Here is a 17,157-nt window from a genome sequence, read left to right on the forward strand (position 1 = left end):
ATCCTTTTTTGCATAGTTTAAACTATTTAATCCATTGTTTAAATAAGTACCAATTCAAATTCTCTGATTATTTACATTCCAATATTTCGGGTTGATTTTTTGTGTAGTGGAAATTTTTGACCTTTTCCATTTAGACTAACAGTAACAAAGATTAGTGACTCTTTTGTCGAGTCAGGTTCTTTTAAATAGAAATTAATTTTCATAATAATTACATTTAGGGACACTAAAAGAGACACTAATATAATTGGACAATCTTAAAAGTAAATATACAAAAAAACCTCGTATTACTTATGAATACAAGGATTTTACGTTTAACTGTGTTCAGTTGTTTTTAACTGTTTTCAGTTGTATGTGGTCCCACCTGGGCTCGAACCAGGGACCACCTGATTATGAGTCAGGTGCTCTAACCAACTGAGCTATAGGACCTCAAAATTTGGTTGAATTTTGTGACTGCAAAAATAGCAAAATTTATTTCACTACAAAATTTTTTATCGCTTTTCTTGACAAAGTTCTACCAGCACTCCATTCGTAGATTTAGGATGGAGGAATACAACCAGTTTGTTATCAGCACCTTCTTTCGGATCTTCGGAAATAAACTGGAAGCCTTCTTTTTTTAATCGTTCTATCTCTTCAGAAATATTTTCCACCCCAAAAGCCAGATGATGAATACCTTCGCCTTTCTTATCTATAAATTTTGAAATGGCGCTCTCAGGATTACTGGCCTCCAACAGTTCTATTTTGCTTTCCCCGGTTGCGTAGAATGAGGTGACTACCCCTTCTCTTTCCACGGTTTCCTTTTTATAGGATTCCTTTCCCAAAAGCTTCGTAAAAAGTTCATCGGAAATCCCCAAAGATTTCACGGCAATGCCGATATGTTCTAACTTCATAAATAAAAAAATATAATTAATTCATAAATTTGATACCAGACTCAAATTTCAAATAGCAATTCAAACAAAAGTACTAAATTTGCAGAACTTATGGAAAGTAACAGACAAAGAAAAGTAGCACAGATTATACAGGAAGATTTTGCGGAACTTTTCCGCAAACAGGCCGCAGACAGCAAACAAAGTATTTTAATAACTGTTTCGGATGTAAAGGTTACTGCCGATTTAGGAATTGCTAAAATTTATCTGAGTATTTTTCCTCAGGAATTCCGTTCTGCCATTATGAAGGAGATTGAAGAAAACAAGGCCCAGTACAGAAACTTTCTCGGCCAGAAGATGGCCAAGCAGGTCCGTGTGATCCCTCAGCTTAACTTTTACCTGGATACTACCCTTGACGATGTGGAAAAACTTGACAGAGAACTAAGAGGCGAAGGCGATAATCCTGTTTTATAACTTTGGAAAACATTGCATTTTACATAGCATCAAGATACCTTTTAGCTAAAAAAGGTAGTACTGCCGTCACCTTTATTACGTGGCTGGCCGTTGGGGCAATGACGGTGGCCGTCACGGCAATGTTTGTCATTATTTCCGTCTTTTCAGGCCTTGAAGATTTAAATAAGGAATTAATTTCCAACCTTCATGCCGATCTCACCATTAAAAGCACCTCAGGAAAAACATTAAAGGATTTCAATAAAATAGCTGCTGTTTTAAAAAGCAATAAAGAGATCAGCAGCTTTTCCCGCGTTATTGAAGAAAAAGTATACATCAGCTACAACGGAAAAGGGGATATCGCTTATCTGAGAGGAGTAGACTCTGCATATATAAGGGTAAACCCTATTGACAAGGATGTTTTTTACGGAGCATATCCCGGCTTTGAATATTCCAATGAAGTTTTAATGGAAAATTCCCTGGATAACCGTTTATCGATTCCGGTAGCTTCAGATAAGGGTTTCGCAACGGTTTTCATGCCTAAACCAGGTACGGGGATCATCAATAAAGAAGAAGACATCTACAATAAAAAGGATATTCTTGTTACAGGAATATTTCCGGGAAAAGATCAGTTAGACAACTATATCATCGCTCCCATCGAGCTTACGGAAGAGCTGCTGAACCTTCCCAGGAAATCAGCCTACCAGATTGTCATTAAACTAAATAATCCGGAAAATGCGGATAATGTAAAGCAACAGCTTCTGACCTCATTGGGAAAAAATGTTGAAATAAAAACCAAAGAAGAAGAAAATGCCGCTTTCTGGAAAATGATCAATACCGAAAAATTATTCATCTATCTGATCTTTGCCCTGGTCATCTTCATTACCACTTTCAACCTGGCCGGTGCGATCATTATCCTGCAGCTTGACAAAAAAGAACAGGCAAGATCCCTCATCTCCTTAGGGCTGCCTTTAAGCCAGCTGAGAAAAATATATTTCTATACAGGAGTTTTAATTGTGACCTCCGGGATCATTTCGGGACTTATCCTGGGAACGGCATTATGCTATTTCCAGCAATACACTGAATTTTTCAAAGCTAATGAAACATTGCCGTTCCCGGTAAGAATCGTAGGTAAAAACTACCTTATTGTTGCCCTCACCGCTTCTGTTTTCGGGCTTGCCATTTCATGGTTTTTCTCAAAAATAAGCAAGGAATATATTACTAAAAATTAACACTGCTCATTTTCATTTTTTTTTACCTTTATCGCCCAATTTTTTTAAAATGAAGCGAATTTTACTTATTATTTTACTAAGCTTTACATGTTTTGATGTATTTGCCCAGATCCCTGCGGGATATTATGACGGAACGGCAGGCCTTACAGGTGCAGCCCTGAAAACGAAACTGAAACAGATCATCACCAATGGACATATCGACCATGGCTATGGCGGATTGTGGAACGGCTACCTGACAACGGACGTAGACAACTTTTATGAAAATGACGGGACCGTTTTAGATATGTATTCCGAAAACCCGGCCGGGGCAGATCCTTATAATTTTACTCCCGGAAACAATCAGTGTGGGAATTACAGTAACGAAGGCGACTGCTATAACAGGGAACATATTGTACCCCAGAGCCTGTTCAACAGCAATTCTCCGATGGTGGCAGACATCCATTTCATCAGACCTACAGATGGTAAGGTGAACGGAATGAGATCCAACTACCCTTACGGTAAAGTCGGAACCCCAACATTCACCTCACTGAACGGATCAAAGCTTGGAAATTCCATTTCTCCCGGATATACGGGAACCGTTTTTGAGCCGATCGATGCTTTTAAAGGCGATATAGCCAGGATGATCTTCTATTTCGTGACAAGGTATGAATCCCAATTATCTGGCTTTGGAACAGGATATATGCTTGGAGGCTCTTCCTTTCCGGGTTTACAGCAATGGGAACTCAATCAGCTGCTTGAGTGGAATACGCTTGATCCCGTGTCCCCTGAGGAGATCGCCAGAAATAACGCATCGTATCTATATCAGGGAAACAGAAACCCTTATATTGATCATCCGGAATACGTTACCCTGGTGTGGGGAGCACCGGTGGTAGATACCGAAGCACCCACCGCAGCTACCAATCTGATATCTACTGGTGCCACATCCAACTCCATTTCTCTAAGCTGGACTGTCGCTACAGACAATATCGGGATTAGCGGTTATGACGTCTATGTCAACGGAACTTTCTATACAACTGTTCCCGGGACTACGGCAACCGTTTCCGGGTTAGCACCGTCTACAACATACAGCTTTTATGTGATCGCTAAGGATGCCGCAGGAAACGCTTCCCCGCAAAGCAACACCGTTTCGGGAACAACCCTCGCAGGACAGGTAGGCGGAAGCTGTGGTGCAGAAGATTTTGAGAGCATCACCGTCATTCAGAACTCTTATGGAAACAGATCATGGACAAACAATAATATTACCTGGACGGCAACTGACGCCAGAACTGACCTGACAATTAACGGAAAAGCCATAACCATAAGAAACGGAAATCTTACCAGCTCAGCAATTTCAGGAGGTATTCAAAGCCTGACCTTAACAACCCAGATGAAATTCACTTCAGGGACTCCAAGCCACCTGAACCTTGAGATCAACGGCTCCGTTGTGGGGACCGTGCCTTATGACTTTAATGTCAATACGGTAACAATCAGCAATATCAATATCAGCGGAAATATCGTAATCAAATTGATCAACCCTACATCTGGCAACAGGGTGGCTATTGATGACCTCAGTTGGACATGCTACAGCAGCACCCTGGGAACCGCTGAAACCACAAAAACAAAAGCCTTTAGCATTTACCCGAATCCGGTCCGAAACAACGAGATTTCCGTAAAAGGTGAAAACCTGGGCAACATACCAAAAGCTGAAATTTATGACCTGTCCGGAAAACTGATCGAAACGATTACAAACCCTTTTAAAACATCCAATAAAATCAATCTTAAAGGGCTTATCAAAGGAACTTATATCCTTAACACCGACAGATTCTCCACAAAGTTCATCGTAGAATAAAACTTTAAAAATATTTTACATTAAAGATCGATTTATTCGGTCTTTTTTTTATTTTTGATACATGGATTCCAATAAAAAACTAGGTTTGATAGGAAGAAATATTTCATATTCCTTCTCAAAAAAATTTTTTGATGACAAGTTCCAAAAGCTAATGCTTAAGGACTTTTCCTATAACATTTTTGACCTGAATGAAATTGCCGAAGTTGAAGATCTTTTTTCCACACCCGGGCTCCTGGGCTTCAATGTTACCATCCCTTATAAAGAGAAGATCATTGATTACCTTGATGAGCTGAGTGATGAAGCCGGGAAAATAGGAGCTGTCAACTGCGTTTTGATTCAAAACGGTAAAAAAACAGGATATAACACCGATGCTTTTGGCTTCGAGAAAACTTTGCTCCTTCATAAAAAGCCCCACCAGGATTCGGCTTTGATTTTGGGAAAGGGAGGCGCCGCAAAAGCTGTAAAATACGTTCTGGATAAAAATGGCATCCCTTCAGAAACAGTTTCGAGAAATTCTGAGATCAATTTTGAGAACCTGGATAAAAAAACCGTTCTGGATCATAAGATCATCGTTCAATGCACCCCGGTGGGAACATTCCCGAATGTGGAAGATTGTCTTGATTTTCCTTTTGAGGGAATTACCCCGGAACATCTGATCATTGACCTGATCTATAACCCAAACTATACACAATTCATTATTAATGCTTCAAAAAAAGGAGCGAAAACTGCAAACGGTTATTATATGTTTGAACAGCAAGCAGAAAAAGCTTGGGAAATTTGGAATTTTCAAAAAAATTGACATAAATTAGTACTTTAATTGGCATTTTGCTATATTTAAAAGATATTAACGCCACTCACATAAAAGATTTGCTATGACTACAGAAAACAACCTTTCTGAAAACGAAGAAAAGAAAAATTCTACCGAAGAATCTCAAAAGGAAACATCAGAAAAGGCCGTTCCTCATGATAATCCGCAGGAAGAAGATGCCGAACATCTAGAGGATGAAGTGATAAATAATGACATTTCCCTGGCTGATGCTTTAAAGGAAATGGAAAAGATCATTAATGCTCCTAATGCGGGTGAGAATTTTAAAAAATTCAATCAACTGAAGGAAAAAGCAAGTCATCACATCCATGATGAGGTGGAAGACAAAAAGCATGAGTATGTAGAAGCCGGAAACCCTCCTGAGAACTTCAGCTATGAGCACCCTTCACAGGCCAGGCTTTCCGCATTGGTCAATATCTTTAAAGAGAAGCACGAGGCTTTCCAGAAAAGTCAGGAAGAAGAACAGAGAAAAAACCTGGAACACCGCCAAAACATCATCGAGAGGCTTAAAAATCTTTATACCAATTCTGAACCGGGAACCAACCTCTTCAAATCCATCCGTGAGATAAAAGAAGACTGGTCAAAGGCCGGACAGGTTGCAAAATCCGAATTTAAGATCCTTAACAACAACTATTTCCATCATCTGAACCAATTCTATCAGATGCTGGATTTAAACAAGGAATTCCTGGAGCAGGAATACAGCCACAACCTTGAAAAAAGATACCATATCATTGCCAGGGCTAAAGAGCTGGAAAATGAGCCTGTTATTCAGAAAGCTTTGAATGAGCTGCAGTATCTTCATAAGCTGTGGAAGGAAGAGGCAGAACCCGTTGCAGAAGAATTTCGTGAAAAGACCTGGGAAGAGTTTAAGGAGATCTCCAACAAAATCCATGAAAGAAAATCTGAACTTTCCGCAGCGATAGAGGCTGAGCAAAATGCCAACCTTGAAAAGAAGAATCAGATCATTGCCGAAATTAAAAAGCTCACAGAACCTTCTGAAACACCCAACCATAATTATTGGCAAAATGCAATCAGAAGAGTTGAAGATCTGCGTTCAGAATTCTTAAAAACCGGAAGTGTTCCCAGAAAGCTGTCTAACCAGAACTGGAATGATTTTAAAACAACCCTCAGAGCTTTCAATACCACTAAGAACAGTTATTATAAATCCTTAAAAGGGTCTCAACAGACCAATCTTGAAGAGAAACTGAAGCTTATCCAGACAGCAAAGGACAATATGAATAATGAGGACTGGGATATCGCTGTTCCCCTGTTCAAAAAATTACAGGAAGACTGGAAAAAAATCGGGCATGTTCCGAAAAGCATGACCAATAAAATCTGGGATGAATTCCGGGATGCCTGCAATGCCTTTTTTAATAATTACAGGGAGAAAAGCAATGTATCCACTGATAACTGGAAAGAGAATTATAAGCAGAAAAAAGCACTTCTTGACGAGCTGAAAACGGTTACCGATGAAGAAGGAAGCATAGAAAGGATCGAGGCCATAAAAACTGCATGGAATAATATCGGAAAAGTTCCCAGAGACAAAATTTCCATCAACTCCGAGTTCAACAAGACCCTGAGGGAAAAACTAAAGCTGAACAAGATCAATGAACTTGAGCTGAAAGAAGAAGGCTTATCGGAAAACCAGCTTACAGACAAAGCGAGAAAGATCAAGAGTCAGATCTCTGATTTAGAGGCCGAAATTGTAAAACTGGAAAATAACCTGGCCTTTTTCAACAATCCGTCAAGAGAAAATCCTCTGTTGAGAGATACCTACAATACCATTGATGACAAAAAAGCTCATCTTGAAGCATTAAAACAAAATCTTCACAGCATTATCTCTGGAGAATAAATAATTTAAGAACCTTTAAAGGGCGGAGCAAAGAAATTTGGCTTCGCTTTTTTCTTTCAGTATGCAAGACGAATTATATATAAAAAGATGTATCGAGCTGGCCCAAAAAGCTTTAGGCAAAACCTATCCTAACCCTCTAGTAGGAAGCGTGATCGTTCATAACGGAAAAATCATCGGTGAAGGATACCACCATAAAGCCGGGGAAAACCATGCGGAGATCAATGCCATCAACAATGTAAAGGATAAATCATTGATCCCCGAGTCTACCATTTATGTCTCACTGGAGCCCTGCGCACATTATGGAAAAACCCCGCCTTGCGCCTTAAAAATCAAAGAACTGGGATTCAAAAAAGTAGTTATCGGTGCCATGGATTCTCATGATAAGGTAAACGGAAAAGGAAAAAAAATCATTCAGGATGCGGGGATTGAAGTTGTTTCAGGCATTCTGGAAAAAGAGTGCATCGAGCTGAATAAAAGATTCTTTACCTATCATGAAAAGAAAAGGCCTTATATCCTGCTGAAGTGGGCGGAATCCGGAGACGGATTTATAGACAAAGATTTCAGGCCCGTTCAAATCTCAAATCCCCTGGTCAATCAGTTTGTTCACCAGCTAAGGGCGGATGAACATGCCATTCTGGTAGGCACACAAACCGCCCTGAATGATAATCCGGGCCTTACCGTAAGAAATGTTCAGGGGACAAATCCCGTAAGGATTTTGATCGATTTTGACTTAAAAGTCCCTCAGGACTTCACCATTTATAATGAAGCATCAACTACCTTGGTCTTTAATAGCATTAAAGAAGGAACTAAAAATAATATCCGGTTCATCAGGATCGAAAAGGACAATTTTCTGCCGGACTTAATGGATGCTTTATACAGGGAGCAGATACAATCCGTAATTATTGAAGGAGGAAGTTTTACCTTACAGCAATTCATCAATGAGGGCCTGTGGGATGAAGCCATTGTGATAAAAAATAAGGATCTGAAACTTGGGAACGGTACAAAAGCGCCTGAACTGGATCATAAGATCTTTAAGACCGAAGATTTCAGGGATAATTCCATCGCCTTTTATATAGCCAATTCATAAAACTAAAAATTTTCCCGGCCTTATCAGAATTTTTAAATATTTTTATTAATTTAGTATATATTTTAGAACATCAACAAAGGTTTTAAAATATCTAAACTAAATACTAAAATACTATGAAAAATTCAAAGAAAATGAAAACTCTGACAAGAGAAGATCTGAAGAAAATTTCCGGTGCTGTAAAAGCTCCGTGGGTAGAAGACGGCTGTCCGTGGCCGCTATGCATGAATCAATTTGGAAGATGCTCCGCTTTTGCATGCGGTGGCGTCGAGCAGATTTAAAAACATATTGGTAAAACAGTAAAGAGCTTTCGGGCTCTTTTTTTATTTCAACCAGATATGGTTAATGAATCGTAAAACGTATTTTTGCAGATATAAAGCCGTAACAGTGACCTTCGAATATAAAACCATAGAAAAACCTGTAGAAAATACATTACTAAAAGAAAAAGGAAGCAAATTCATAGGTTTTGCCTATCCTGTGCATAATGATGAAGAGCTTAAGAATGCTTTGGAAAAAGTCAGGATGGAACATCCTAAGGCCACCCATCATTGTTATGCTTTCAGAATGGGCTTACATGGGGAAAATTACCGGGCCAATGATGACGGGGAACCATCCGGAAGTGCAGGGCTGCCCATTTATAATCAACTGCTGGCCAATGATATCACCAATGTGTTACTTATTGTCGTCCGATATTACGGCGGAACCAAATTAGGCGTTTCCGGATTGGTAAAAGCATATAAGGAATCTGCCAAAATCACGCTGGAGGAAGCCCATATCATCACCAAAGAATTGGAAACAAAAATAGAGATACGGTTCAGTTTCAATCAACAAAACACGATCTTCACCCTGTTGTCTAAATTTGATGCCAGGGTACTGAATTTCGATGCTGATGAGAATTGTGTTCTGTCGGCATCTTTACGAACTGCTCAAAAAGAAAGCATCTCGGAAAAATTATCCGAGATGCAGCATATTTCTTTTGAATTTAAAGATTAGATCAATCTCTTCTTCCGCCCAATAATAAGGAGCCCCAATAAAGGAGCTGGGCCAGTGAACCGATAGCCGCTACCACGTAAGTTCTTGCTGCCCATTTCAGGCTATCCTTTACCCCTGCATACTCTTCCGTAGTCACGGTACCTGTATCTTTCAGCCATTTCATAGCCCTGTTGCTTGCATCATATTCCACAGGAAGAGTGATAAAGGCAAAAAGTGTTGTCACGGCAAACATAGCCACCCCTATCGCTAAAACCGTCGTATTCCCGTTAGGATCCTCAATAGTCCTGGTTGCTGCCATTACGGCGAGCCCTGCCAGGATCACAAACTGCATCAGGTTGGAGCTTATATTCACAACCGGAACCAGTTTGGAACGAAGCTGTAACATCGAATAGCCTACGGCATGTTGCACGGCATGGCCACATTCATGGGCGGCTACTGCCGCAGCCGCAGCATTCCTTTGCATATAGACCCCTTCTGATAAGTTTACAGTTTTATCTGCGGGATTATAATGATCCGTCAGCTGTCCCGGAACCGAGATCACCTGAACATCGTTAATACCGTTATCTCTCAACATTTTTTCCGCAACTTCTTTTCCGGAAAGTCCATTTTTAAGATGGACATTGGAATAATATTCAAATTTCGATTTCAACCTCCATGAAACATACCAGCTGGCCAGCATCGAAATAATAATTATGATATAATAACCTGTCATTTTTACTGAAAATTTTAGTGTATATTTTTAACCTTATGATGTAAAAACTGTGCCAAAGTATAATATTTAATTATTTATATTTGCTCCCTAATTACCCTCATAAAGACATGTCAAAAGTTTCAGTTATTGAAGTAAGAACAGCTGATCAGTTAAAACAGTTTGTAAAGCTTCCGATGGATTTATACAAAAACAATCCATACTATGTTCCTTCTTTCATAAATGATGAAATCAATATTTGGAATCCTGCCGAGAATCCGGCATTACAATATTCAGAATCAAAGCAGTTCCTTGCCTTTAAAGACAATAAAATTGTCGGAAGAATCGCGGTGATCATCAATCATAAAGAAGAAAAGGAATTAGGGATCAGAAAAGTACGCTTCGGATGGATAGATTTTATTGATGACGAAGAGGTTTCCCGGGCCCTGATCCAAAAAGCCATTGAATACGCGAAAGAAAAAAACATTGACAAAATTGAAGGCCCCATGGGTTTTACCAACCTTGACAAAGCCGGAATGCTTATAATGGGTTTTGATAAACTGGCCACCATGATCGGGATCTACAATCATGATTACTATCCTAAGCATCTCGAAAAGCTGGGAATGGTAAAAGAAAAAGAGTGGGTAGAATTTGAAATCGTATTCCCGGAATCATTACCGGATAAGATCATTAAATTCAATGAGCTGATCACACAAAAATACCAGCTTAAAGTTTTAAAGTTTAAAACCAAGGAAGAAATCCTGCAATATGTGGATCCCATGTTCGACCTCCTGGATGAGACGTACAAGCATCTTTCCACCTATACTCCCATTTCCGAGGAGCAGCGCAGAACATACAAAGAAAAGTATTTCAAACTAATTGACAAGGATTTCATTGTCTGCATCACGGATGCCGGCAATAATCTTATTTCCTTTGCCATCACGATGCCTTCTTACTCAAAAGCGTTGCAGAAATCAAAAGGAAAGCTTCTTCCGTTCGGGTGGTGGCATTTCCTGAAAGCCGGCAGAAAGAATGACAGGGCCAATTTTTACCTGATCGGGATACATCCTGACTTTCAGCGAAGGGGTGTTACTTCCATCATTTTCAAGGAGATCTTTGACACCTTCAAGAAGAAGGGAGTAAAATTTCTGGAAACCAATCCGGAACTGGAAGAAAATAAAAGCATTCAGCTTCTGTGGCAGGACTACAACCCTGTAAACCATAAGAGAAGAAGAACTTACTCACTGACAGTAGGTGGGAACGATTAAAAGCCGAGTTTAGTTATAAGTTATAGTTATAATTCATTACTCATATTCCTTTTTCCCCGCTTATTCCTATCTTTACAGCATGAAACCGCAATTAATCATTTTTGCCATTTTAATCGCAGGATTTATCGTTTATAATTTCTTCTTTCGGATCGAGGATGACAGGATCAATACAGTCATTAATATTCTGTATGCAAGTATCCTTTTTGGATATATTGCGTTCATGGCCCTGTCTCTCCTTAAAAAAATGAAGAAATAGGCGTTATTTTTATTAATTCTAAATTATACATTTTCCCCAATTTAATCATATTTTAAAGGTGATAAATTTCATGCTTTCTTGTTTATTCTGTAAATTTGCAAATTGAGATAATAATGCAAAAATGAATTTACCTGAAAGTTATATTCCAATCCTTATACAAGCTGGGGTGGCTGTTGCTTTTGTAGCCGTTTCATTGCTTGGCGCCCACTTTTTAGGCCCGAAACAGAAAAAAGGAAATTCTGTAAAGAACCAGAGCTGGGAATGTGGGGTTCCTGTTGAAGGAAATGCAAGAACACCGTTCTCGATTAAATATTTCCTAACCGCAGTGTTGTTTGTACTTTTTGATATTGAAATCGTATTTTTTTATCCATACGCTGTAAACTTCAGAGAATTTGGGATCCAGGGATTCCTTGCTGTGCTTACATTCGTTGCCATTTTCTTTGTAGCCTTCTTTTATGTTTGGAAACGCGGCGCATTAGATTGGGATAAATAAAGAAATTATAACAATTTTAAATTACAAATTTTGGATGCTGCATTTTGGATTAAATCAATTTTCAAAAGCTAACATCTAAAATTTAAAATCAAATTTAACCATCTTCAAGATGTCAGATAAAAAACCAGTAATAAGAACAGATGCACCTGCTCCCGAAGGATTTGAAGGAGAAGGATTTTTCGCAACGAAACTGAGCAGTGTAATCGGGATGGCCAGAAAATATTCTCTTTGGCCACTACCCTTTGCCACCTCTTGTTGCGGTATCGAGTTTATGGCTACCCTGAACCCTACGTATGATGCTTCCAGATTTGGTATGGAAAGGAACTCTTTCTCACCAAGACAGGCAGATATGCTGATGGTTTGCGGAACTATATCCAAGAAATTAGGACCTGTCCTAAAAGAAGTTTACACCCAGATGGCTGAGCCGAAATGGGTGGTTGCAGTTGGAGCTTGCGCTTCCAGCGGTGGTATTTTTGATACTTATTCCGTACTGCAGGGAATCGATAAGATCATTCCGGTAGATGTATACGTTCCCGGATGTCCTCCGAGACCTGAGCAGATCATTGAAGGAGTAATGCAGGTTCAGGCTCTAGCAGAAAGCGAAAGCATCAGAAGAAGAGATATGCCTGAATATCAGAAACTATTGGATTCTTACAACATAAGCAACTAAAACGGAATGACGAACGAATTTGTATTAGAAGCAATCATAAGAGAATTTCCGGAATCTGTAATTGCCAGCTCGGAGCCTTACGGAATGCTGACTGTTGAAGTTAGAAAAGAAGATCTTAAAAAGATCGTTCATTACCTCAAAGATTCATCTCTCGAGATCAACTTCCTTACCGATATTTGCGGAATCCATTACCCGGAATTCCCGGATAAGGAAATAGGTGTTATCTATCATCTGCATAATATGATGACCAATTTCCGTATCCGTCTGAAAATTTTCATGTCAAGAGATGATATTGAGGTAGATTCTCTTGTGGATTTATATGCCGGGGCCAACTGGATGGAAAGGGAAACCTATGATTTCTACGGGATTAAATTTAAAGGCCATCCGGATCTGAGGCCTATCCTCAATATGGAAGATCTGGGCTACCACCCGATGCTGAAGGAATATCGTCTTGAAGATGGCACCAGAACGGATAAGGACGATAGCATGTTCGGAAGATAAAATATAAATGATGATGGATAATTGATCCCATATCAATTATCACTATCAATTATCTACTAAATATTATGAAAGATAACTCATTATCTAATATACTTAACCAGTACGAAAGTAAGGAGCAGATTGACGGACAATTATATACCCTCAATCTGGGACCCACCCACCCCGCTACTCACGGGATTTTCCAGAATATCTTAACAATGGATGGGGAAAGGATCCTTCATGCTGAACAGACGGTAGGATATATCCACAGAGCATTTGAAAAAATTTCTGAAAGAAGGAATTATGCTCAGATCACTACCCTTACAGATCGTATGAATTACTGTTCTGCTCCTATCAACAACTTAGGCTGGCATATGACAGTGGAGAAACTTATCGGGATAGAAGTTCCTAAACGTGTAGATTACATGCGTGTGATCCTTATGGAATTGGCAAGGATCGGTGATCATCTGATCTGCAATGGTGTAACAGGAATGGACTCCGGAGCAATCACCGGTCTTACCTATATGTTCATAGAAAGAGAACGTATCTATGACATGTATGAGCAGATCTGTGGTGCCAGAATGACTACCAATATGGGAAGAATAGGAGGCTTTGAAAGAGATTTCACTCCAAAATTCCACGAGCTGATCAAGGATTTCCTGAAAACCTTCCCGCCTAGATATCAGGAGTTCTGTAATCTTCTGGAGAGAAACAGAATCTTCATGGACAGAACCATAGGTGCAGGGGCTATTTCTGCTGAAAGAGCCTTAAGTTACGGATTTACAGGCCCGAATTTAAGAGCCACAGGAGTAGACTATGACGTGAGAGTCGCGCAACCGTATTCTTCTTACCAGGATTTTGATTTCATCATTCCTGTAGGAACCTCCGGAGATACTTACGACCGTTTCATGGTTCGTCAGCAGGAGGTTTGGGAATCCATTAAAATCATCAAACAGGCCTACGAAAATCTTCCGGAAGGAGATTTCCATGCTGATGTTCCGGATTTTTATCTGCCGGAAAAAGCTGATGTATACAGCAAAATGGAAGCCCTGATCTATCATTTCAAAATCGTGATGGGAGAAACCGATGTTCCTAAAGGAGAAGTTTACCATGCTGTAGAAGGAGGAAACGGAGAATTAGGTTTCTACCTGGTGAGTGATGGTGGAAGAAGCCCTTACAGACTGCATTTCAGAAGACCATGCTTCATCTATTACCAGGCATACCCGGAAATGATCACCGGATCTGTAATTTCAGATGCGATCGTAACGATGTGCAGTATGAATATCATCGCGGGAGAACTGGACGCATAATTTAGAAAAAAGATGGAAGAATAAAACTTTCATCACCCAATATAAAACGAATTTAGAATAATGAACTTTAGAATCTTTTTTCTTTGTTCTTTAGTCTTTAATCTTAGATAAAAAATGAGCGAAACAATAGCTTTTAAACCGGAAAGTTTAGAACAGGTACAAAAAATTATCGCAAGATATCCTGAAGGAAGACAAAAGTCTGCCCTGATTCCGGTATTGCATTTGGCACAAAAAGAATTCGGAGGATGGCTGGATGTTCCGGTGATGGATTATGTAGCCGGATTACTGGATATCAAGCCGATTGAAGTATACGAAGTAGCTACTTTTTATACGATGTTCAACATGAAGCCGGTAGGTAAATACGTTCTGGAGGTCTGCCGAACGGGGCCTTGCATGGTTCGTGGCAGCGAAAAGATCTTAAACCACATCAGAACGAAGCTGAACATTAAAGACGGAGAAACTACGGAAGATGGCATGTTTACCTTAAAACCTGCCGAATGTCTTGGGGCCTGCGGATATGCACCAATGATGCAGCTGGGAAAATTCTTTCATGAAAATTTAACGATAGAAAAAGTGGATGAGATCCTTGATCTTTGCAGACAGGGACAAATTGCTTTGGATTAATTAAAATATACAATGAGTAAAAAACTTTTACTTAAAGACGCACATATAGAGGGCATCCGCTACTTTGAGACCTACCGTAGACAGGGAGGGTACACAGCAGCTGAGAAAGCCTTGAAAATGACACCTGACGAAATTCTGGAAGAAGTAAAAACTTCAGGACTTCGAGGACGTGGTGGTGCAGGTTTCCCGACAGGAATGAAATGGAGTTTCCTTGCCAAGCCTGAAGGAATCCCGAGACACCTTGTGGTAAATGCCGATGAATCTGAGCCGGGAACTTTCAAAGACAGATACCTGATGGAATATATTCCCCATTTGTTGATCGAGGGGATGCTCATTTCATCATATTGCTTAGGTTCAAATACCTCCTATATTTACATTCGTGGAGAATATTCATGGATCCCTGATATTCTGGAGCAGGCGATTGACGAAGCCAAAGCTGCGGGATTTTTAGGAAAAAATATCCTGGGGACCGGTTTTGATCTGGAGATTTACGTCCAGAGAGGTGCCGGGGCATATATCTGCGGTGAAGAGACCGCACTGCTTGAATCCCTTGAAGGAAAAAGAGGAAATCCAAGATTAAAGCCACCGTTCCCTGCCGTAAAAGGGCTTTGGGAAAGGCCTACAGTGGTAAATAATGTTGAATCCATCGCTGCGGTAGTTCCTATCATTGATATTTCAGGTGCAGAATATGCTAAAATCGGGGTTGGAAGATCTACAGGGACAAAACTGATCTCTGCCTGCGGGAATATCAACAAACCGGGAGTATACGAAATTGATATGACGATCACCGTTGAGGAGTTCATCTATTCCGATGAATACTGCGGAGGGATCCCGAACGGGAAAAGGCTAAAAGCATGTATCCCCGGAGGCAGCTCAGTGCCTATCGTACCGGCCAATTTATTGCTCAAAACCGTAAATGGTGAGCCAAGATATATGAATTATGAATCCTTAGCAGACGGTGGTTTTGCAACCGGAACCATGATGGGTTCAGGAGGATTCATCGTTTTAGATGAAGATCAGTGTATCGTAGAACATACCATGACTTTGGCGAGATTTTACAATCACGAAAGTTGCGGACAATGTACGCCTTGCCGGGAGGGGACTGGCTGGATGTACAAAATTTTAAAGAAAATTGAAAACGGGCAGGGGAAAATGGAGGATATTGATCTGCTTTGGGATATCCAGAGAAAGATCGAGGGGAATACCATTTGTCCATTAGGGGATGCTGCAGCTTGGCCTGTTGCTGCGGCGATACGTCATTTTAGGGATGAATTTGAGTGGCACGTAAAAAATCCGGAATTGTGCTTGACACAAAATTATGGTTTGGCTCATTATGCCGACCCTATTCCGGCGCCTTCAATGTAGTTCCTGGTTTAAAAAAGTACAAGTCAAATTGAAAAAAAAATTTTTATTGCTGTTTTTATTAGCAGCAACCTTGAGCGTTAAGGCTCAAAGAGAAGCGTTCAAAAAAGGTTCAGTAATGGTATTTTGGGGATGGAACAGAGGCTGGTATTCTGATTCTGACATTCATTTTTATGGTCAGGATTATAATTTCACCTTGAATAATGTGTCTGCACATGACAGGCCAACTCCCATACGGAACTTTAATCATTATATAGACCCTACGAAGATTTCTATTCCACAGGTGAACTATAATGTCACTTACTTCATTAAGGATAATTTAGGACTTTCCTTTGGAATAGATCATATGAAGTATGTAATGGATCAAAACCAGGTGGTTGATTTCAACGGTTATATCAATGACCCGAAATATGCCGCTATGGTCCATAATGGTAAAGTAGATCTTAGTGACGGAGAGTTTTTAAAATATGAGCATACCAACGGTTTGAATTATCTTAACTTTGGGATCCAGCAATACCAACACATTCTTAACAAGAATAAGTTTGATATATTCTGGGGCTATGGTTTAGGAACCGGAGTTTTGATCCCTAAAACCGATGCTACACTGATGGGAAAAGCGGAAAGTGATCATTTCCATCTGGCAGGATTCGGTCTGGATGCAAGAACAAGTGTTAACGTGGTATTATGGAATCACATTGTTGCCAAAGCCGACCTGAAGTATGGATACATCAATTTACCGAGCGTGAGGACCACCCAGGAGAATGTAAAAATTGATAAGGCCATACAGGATTTCACGTTTTGTGAACTTGTATTTGGGATCGGATATACATTTAATACAAAAAAGTATAATTAAAATAGCTTAGTTGCTTTAAAAGCAT

The 17,157-nt window shown here is 39.9% G+C and carries 19 protein-coding genes and 1 tRNA gene; 17 read left to right on the forward strand and 3 right to left on the reverse strand.

Annotated features, from left to right (window positions below):
* Positions 1 to 352: 352 nt before the first annotated feature.
* Both ABMQ40_RS09240 and mce read right to left on the reverse strand, forming a co-directional pair.
* Positions 353 to 426: transfer RNA gene (locus ABMQ40_RS09240), tRNA-Ile, on the reverse strand.
* A 62-nt stretch (positions 427 to 488) separates the two neighbouring features.
* On the reverse strand, positions 489 to 887 hold the full coding sequence (mce, locus tag ABMQ40_RS09245; RefSeq protein WP_370898831.1) for a methylmalonyl-CoA epimerase: 399 nt from the start codon (positions 885 to 887) through the stop codon (positions 489 to 491).
* Between the two features lie 90 nt (positions 888 to 977).
* Between mce and rbfA the strand changes: the two genes are divergently transcribed.
* The 8 genes from rbfA (at position 978) to ABMQ40_RS09285 (ending at position 9,128) form a co-directional block, all read left to right on the forward strand.
* The gene (gene rbfA / locus ABMQ40_RS09250) at positions 978 to 1,337 is read left to right on the forward strand and encodes a 30S ribosome-binding factor RbfA (RefSeq protein ID WP_370898833.1); all 360 of its coding nucleotides are present in this window, start codon (positions 978 to 980) and stop codon (positions 1,335 to 1,337) included.
* A 2-nt stretch (positions 1,338 to 1,339) separates the two neighbouring features.
* Entirely contained in the window at positions 1,340 to 2,545 is a 1,206-nt protein-coding gene (locus ABMQ40_RS09255; protein WP_370898835.1) for an ABC transporter permease, read from the forward strand.
* 49 nt (positions 2,546 to 2,594) lie between these two features.
* On the forward strand, positions 2,595 to 4,373 hold the full coding sequence (locus ABMQ40_RS09260; protein ID WP_370898837.1) for an endonuclease: 1,779 nt from the start codon (positions 2,595 to 2,597) through the stop codon (positions 4,371 to 4,373).
* A 61-nt stretch (positions 4,374 to 4,434) separates the two neighbouring features.
* Positions 4,435 to 5,172, forward strand: coding sequence for a shikimate dehydrogenase family protein (locus ABMQ40_RS09265; protein ID WP_370898839.1), 738 nt, complete (start codon positions 4,435 to 4,437; stop codon positions 5,170 to 5,172).
* Positions 5,173 to 5,245: 73 nt separating this feature from the next.
* Positions 5,246 to 7,051, forward strand: a complete 1,806-nt coding sequence (locus ABMQ40_RS09270) for a DUF349 domain-containing protein (protein WP_370898842.1) — start codon at positions 5,246 to 5,248, stop codon at positions 7,049 to 7,051.
* A 61-nt stretch (positions 7,052 to 7,112) separates the two neighbouring features.
* Positions 7,113 to 8,138 carry a bifunctional diaminohydroxyphosphoribosylaminopyrimidine deaminase/5-amino-6-(5-phosphoribosylamino)uracil reductase RibD gene (gene ribD, locus ABMQ40_RS09275; protein WP_370898844.1) on the forward strand — a complete coding sequence of 342 codons (1,026 nt, stop codon included), beginning with the start codon at positions 7,113 to 7,115 and terminating at the stop codon, positions 8,136 to 8,138.
* Positions 8,139 to 8,269: 131 nt separating this feature from the next.
* Positions 8,270 to 8,416 carry a hypothetical protein gene (locus ABMQ40_RS09280; RefSeq protein ID WP_370898845.1) on the forward strand — a complete coding sequence of 49 codons (147 nt, stop codon included), beginning with the start codon at positions 8,270 to 8,272 and terminating at the stop codon, positions 8,414 to 8,416.
* Between the two features lie 106 nt (positions 8,417 to 8,522).
* Positions 8,523 to 9,128 carry an IMPACT family protein gene (locus ABMQ40_RS09285; RefSeq protein WP_503128619.1) on the forward strand — a complete coding sequence of 202 codons (606 nt, stop codon included), beginning with the start codon at positions 8,523 to 8,525 and terminating at the stop codon, positions 9,126 to 9,128.
* A gap of 1 nt (position 9,129) precedes the next feature.
* Here the strand turns inward: ABMQ40_RS09285 and ABMQ40_RS09290 are convergent, their stop codons facing one another.
* The gene (locus tag ABMQ40_RS09290; RefSeq protein ID WP_370898849.1) at positions 9,130 to 9,840 is read right to left on the reverse strand and encodes a zinc metallopeptidase; all 711 of its coding nucleotides are present in this window, start codon (positions 9,838 to 9,840) and stop codon (positions 9,130 to 9,132) included.
* Positions 9,841 to 9,947: 107 nt separating this feature from the next.
* On the opposite strand from ABMQ40_RS09290, the gene ABMQ40_RS09295 reads away from it, so the two are divergent.
* The 9 genes from ABMQ40_RS09295 (at position 9,948) to ABMQ40_RS09335 (ending at position 17,132) form a co-directional block, all read left to right on the forward strand.
* The gene (locus ABMQ40_RS09295) at positions 9,948 to 11,084 is read left to right on the forward strand and encodes a GNAT family N-acetyltransferase (protein ID WP_370898851.1); all 1,137 of its coding nucleotides are present in this window, start codon (positions 9,948 to 9,950) and stop codon (positions 11,082 to 11,084) included.
* A 79-nt stretch (positions 11,085 to 11,163) separates the two neighbouring features.
* On the forward strand, positions 11,164 to 11,340 hold the full coding sequence (locus tag ABMQ40_RS09300) for a hypothetical protein (RefSeq protein ID WP_370898853.1): 177 nt from the start codon (positions 11,164 to 11,166) through the stop codon (positions 11,338 to 11,340).
* Between the two features lie 121 nt (positions 11,341 to 11,461).
* Entirely contained in the window at positions 11,462 to 11,833 is a 372-nt protein-coding gene (locus ABMQ40_RS09305; RefSeq protein ID WP_370898855.1) for an NADH-quinone oxidoreductase subunit A, read from the forward strand.
* A gap of 109 nt (positions 11,834 to 11,942) precedes the next feature.
* The gene (locus ABMQ40_RS09310) at positions 11,943 to 12,503 is read left to right on the forward strand and encodes an NADH-quinone oxidoreductase subunit B (RefSeq protein ID WP_370898857.1); all 561 of its coding nucleotides are present in this window, start codon (positions 11,943 to 11,945) and stop codon (positions 12,501 to 12,503) included.
* Positions 12,504 to 12,509: 6 nt separating this feature from the next.
* Complete coding sequence (locus ABMQ40_RS09315; RefSeq protein WP_370898859.1) at positions 12,510 to 13,004, forward strand: NADH-quinone oxidoreductase subunit C; 495 nt, start codon at positions 12,510 to 12,512, stop codon at positions 13,002 to 13,004.
* A 65-nt stretch (positions 13,005 to 13,069) separates the two neighbouring features.
* Positions 13,070 to 14,293, forward strand: coding sequence for an NADH dehydrogenase (quinone) subunit D (gene nuoD, locus ABMQ40_RS09320; RefSeq protein ID WP_370898861.1), 1,224 nt, complete (start codon positions 13,070 to 13,072; stop codon positions 14,291 to 14,293).
* Between the two features lie 114 nt (positions 14,294 to 14,407).
* The gene (locus tag ABMQ40_RS09325) at positions 14,408 to 14,917 is read left to right on the forward strand and encodes an NADH-quinone oxidoreductase subunit NuoE family protein (RefSeq protein ID WP_370898863.1); all 510 of its coding nucleotides are present in this window, start codon (positions 14,408 to 14,410) and stop codon (positions 14,915 to 14,917) included.
* Between the two features lie 12 nt (positions 14,918 to 14,929).
* Entirely contained in the window at positions 14,930 to 16,282 is a 1,353-nt protein-coding gene (gene nuoF / locus ABMQ40_RS09330) for an NADH-quinone oxidoreductase subunit NuoF (protein WP_370898865.1), read from the forward strand.
* Positions 16,283 to 16,328: 46 nt separating this feature from the next.
* The gene (locus ABMQ40_RS09335) at positions 16,329 to 17,132 is read left to right on the forward strand and encodes a hypothetical protein (protein ID WP_370898867.1); all 804 of its coding nucleotides are present in this window, start codon (positions 16,329 to 16,331) and stop codon (positions 17,130 to 17,132) included.
* Positions 17,133 to 17,157: the final 25 nt, after the last annotated feature.

It is taken from the genome of Chryseobacterium gossypii (genome assembly GCF_041361455.1).
In the GTDB taxonomy this organism is placed as follows: Bacteria; Bacteroidota; Bacteroidia; order Flavobacteriales; family Weeksellaceae; genus Chryseobacterium; species Chryseobacterium gossypii.

Coding starts and splice junctions, on each gene's coding strand:
- rbfA (WP_370898833.1), top strand. CDS start 978: ATGGAAAGTAACAGACAAAGAAAAGTAGCACAGATTATACAGGAAGAT.
- ABMQ40_RS09315 (WP_370898859.1), top strand. CDS start 12,510: ATGACGAACGAATTTGTATTAGAAGCAATCATAAGAGAATTTCCGGAA.
- ABMQ40_RS09260 (WP_370898837.1), top strand. CDS start 2,595: ATGAAGCGAATTTTACTTATTATTTTACTAAGCTTTACATGTTTTGAT.
- ABMQ40_RS09290 (WP_370898849.1), bottom strand. CDS start 9,840: ATGACAGGTTATTATATCATAATTATTATTTCGATGCTGGCCAGCTGG.
- ABMQ40_RS09310 (WP_370898857.1), top strand. CDS start 11,943: ATGTCAGATAAAAAACCAGTAATAAGAACAGATGCACCTGCTCCCGAA.
- nuoF (WP_370898865.1), top strand. CDS start 14,930: ATGAGTAAAAAACTTTTACTTAAAGACGCACATATAGAGGGCATCCGC.
- ABMQ40_RS09325 (WP_370898863.1), top strand. CDS start 14,408: ATGAGCGAAACAATAGCTTTTAAACCGGAAAGTTTAGAACAGGTACAA.
- ABMQ40_RS09295 (WP_370898851.1), top strand. CDS start 9,948: ATGTCAAAAGTTTCAGTTATTGAAGTAAGAACAGCTGATCAGTTAAAA.
- ABMQ40_RS09280 (WP_370898845.1), top strand. CDS start 8,270: ATGAAAACTCTGACAAGAGAAGATCTGAAGAAAATTTCCGGTGCTGTA.
- ABMQ40_RS09305 (WP_370898855.1), top strand. CDS start 11,462: ATGAATTTACCTGAAAGTTATATTCCAATCCTTATACAAGCTGGGGTG.
- ABMQ40_RS09300 (WP_370898853.1), top strand. CDS start 11,164: ATGAAACCGCAATTAATCATTTTTGCCATTTTAATCGCAGGATTTATC.
- nuoD (WP_370898861.1), top strand. CDS start 13,070: ATGAAAGATAACTCATTATCTAATATACTTAACCAGTACGAAAGTAAG.
- ABMQ40_RS09270 (WP_370898842.1), top strand. CDS start 5,246: ATGACTACAGAAAACAACCTTTCTGAAAACGAAGAAAAGAAAAATTCT.
- ribD (WP_370898844.1), top strand. CDS start 7,113: ATGCAAGACGAATTATATATAAAAAGATGTATCGAGCTGGCCCAAAAA.
- mce (WP_370898831.1), bottom strand. CDS start 887: ATGAAGTTAGAACATATCGGCATTGCCGTGAAATCTTTGGGGATTTCC.
- ABMQ40_RS09265 (WP_370898839.1), top strand. CDS start 4,435: ATGGATTCCAATAAAAAACTAGGTTTGATAGGAAGAAATATTTCATAT.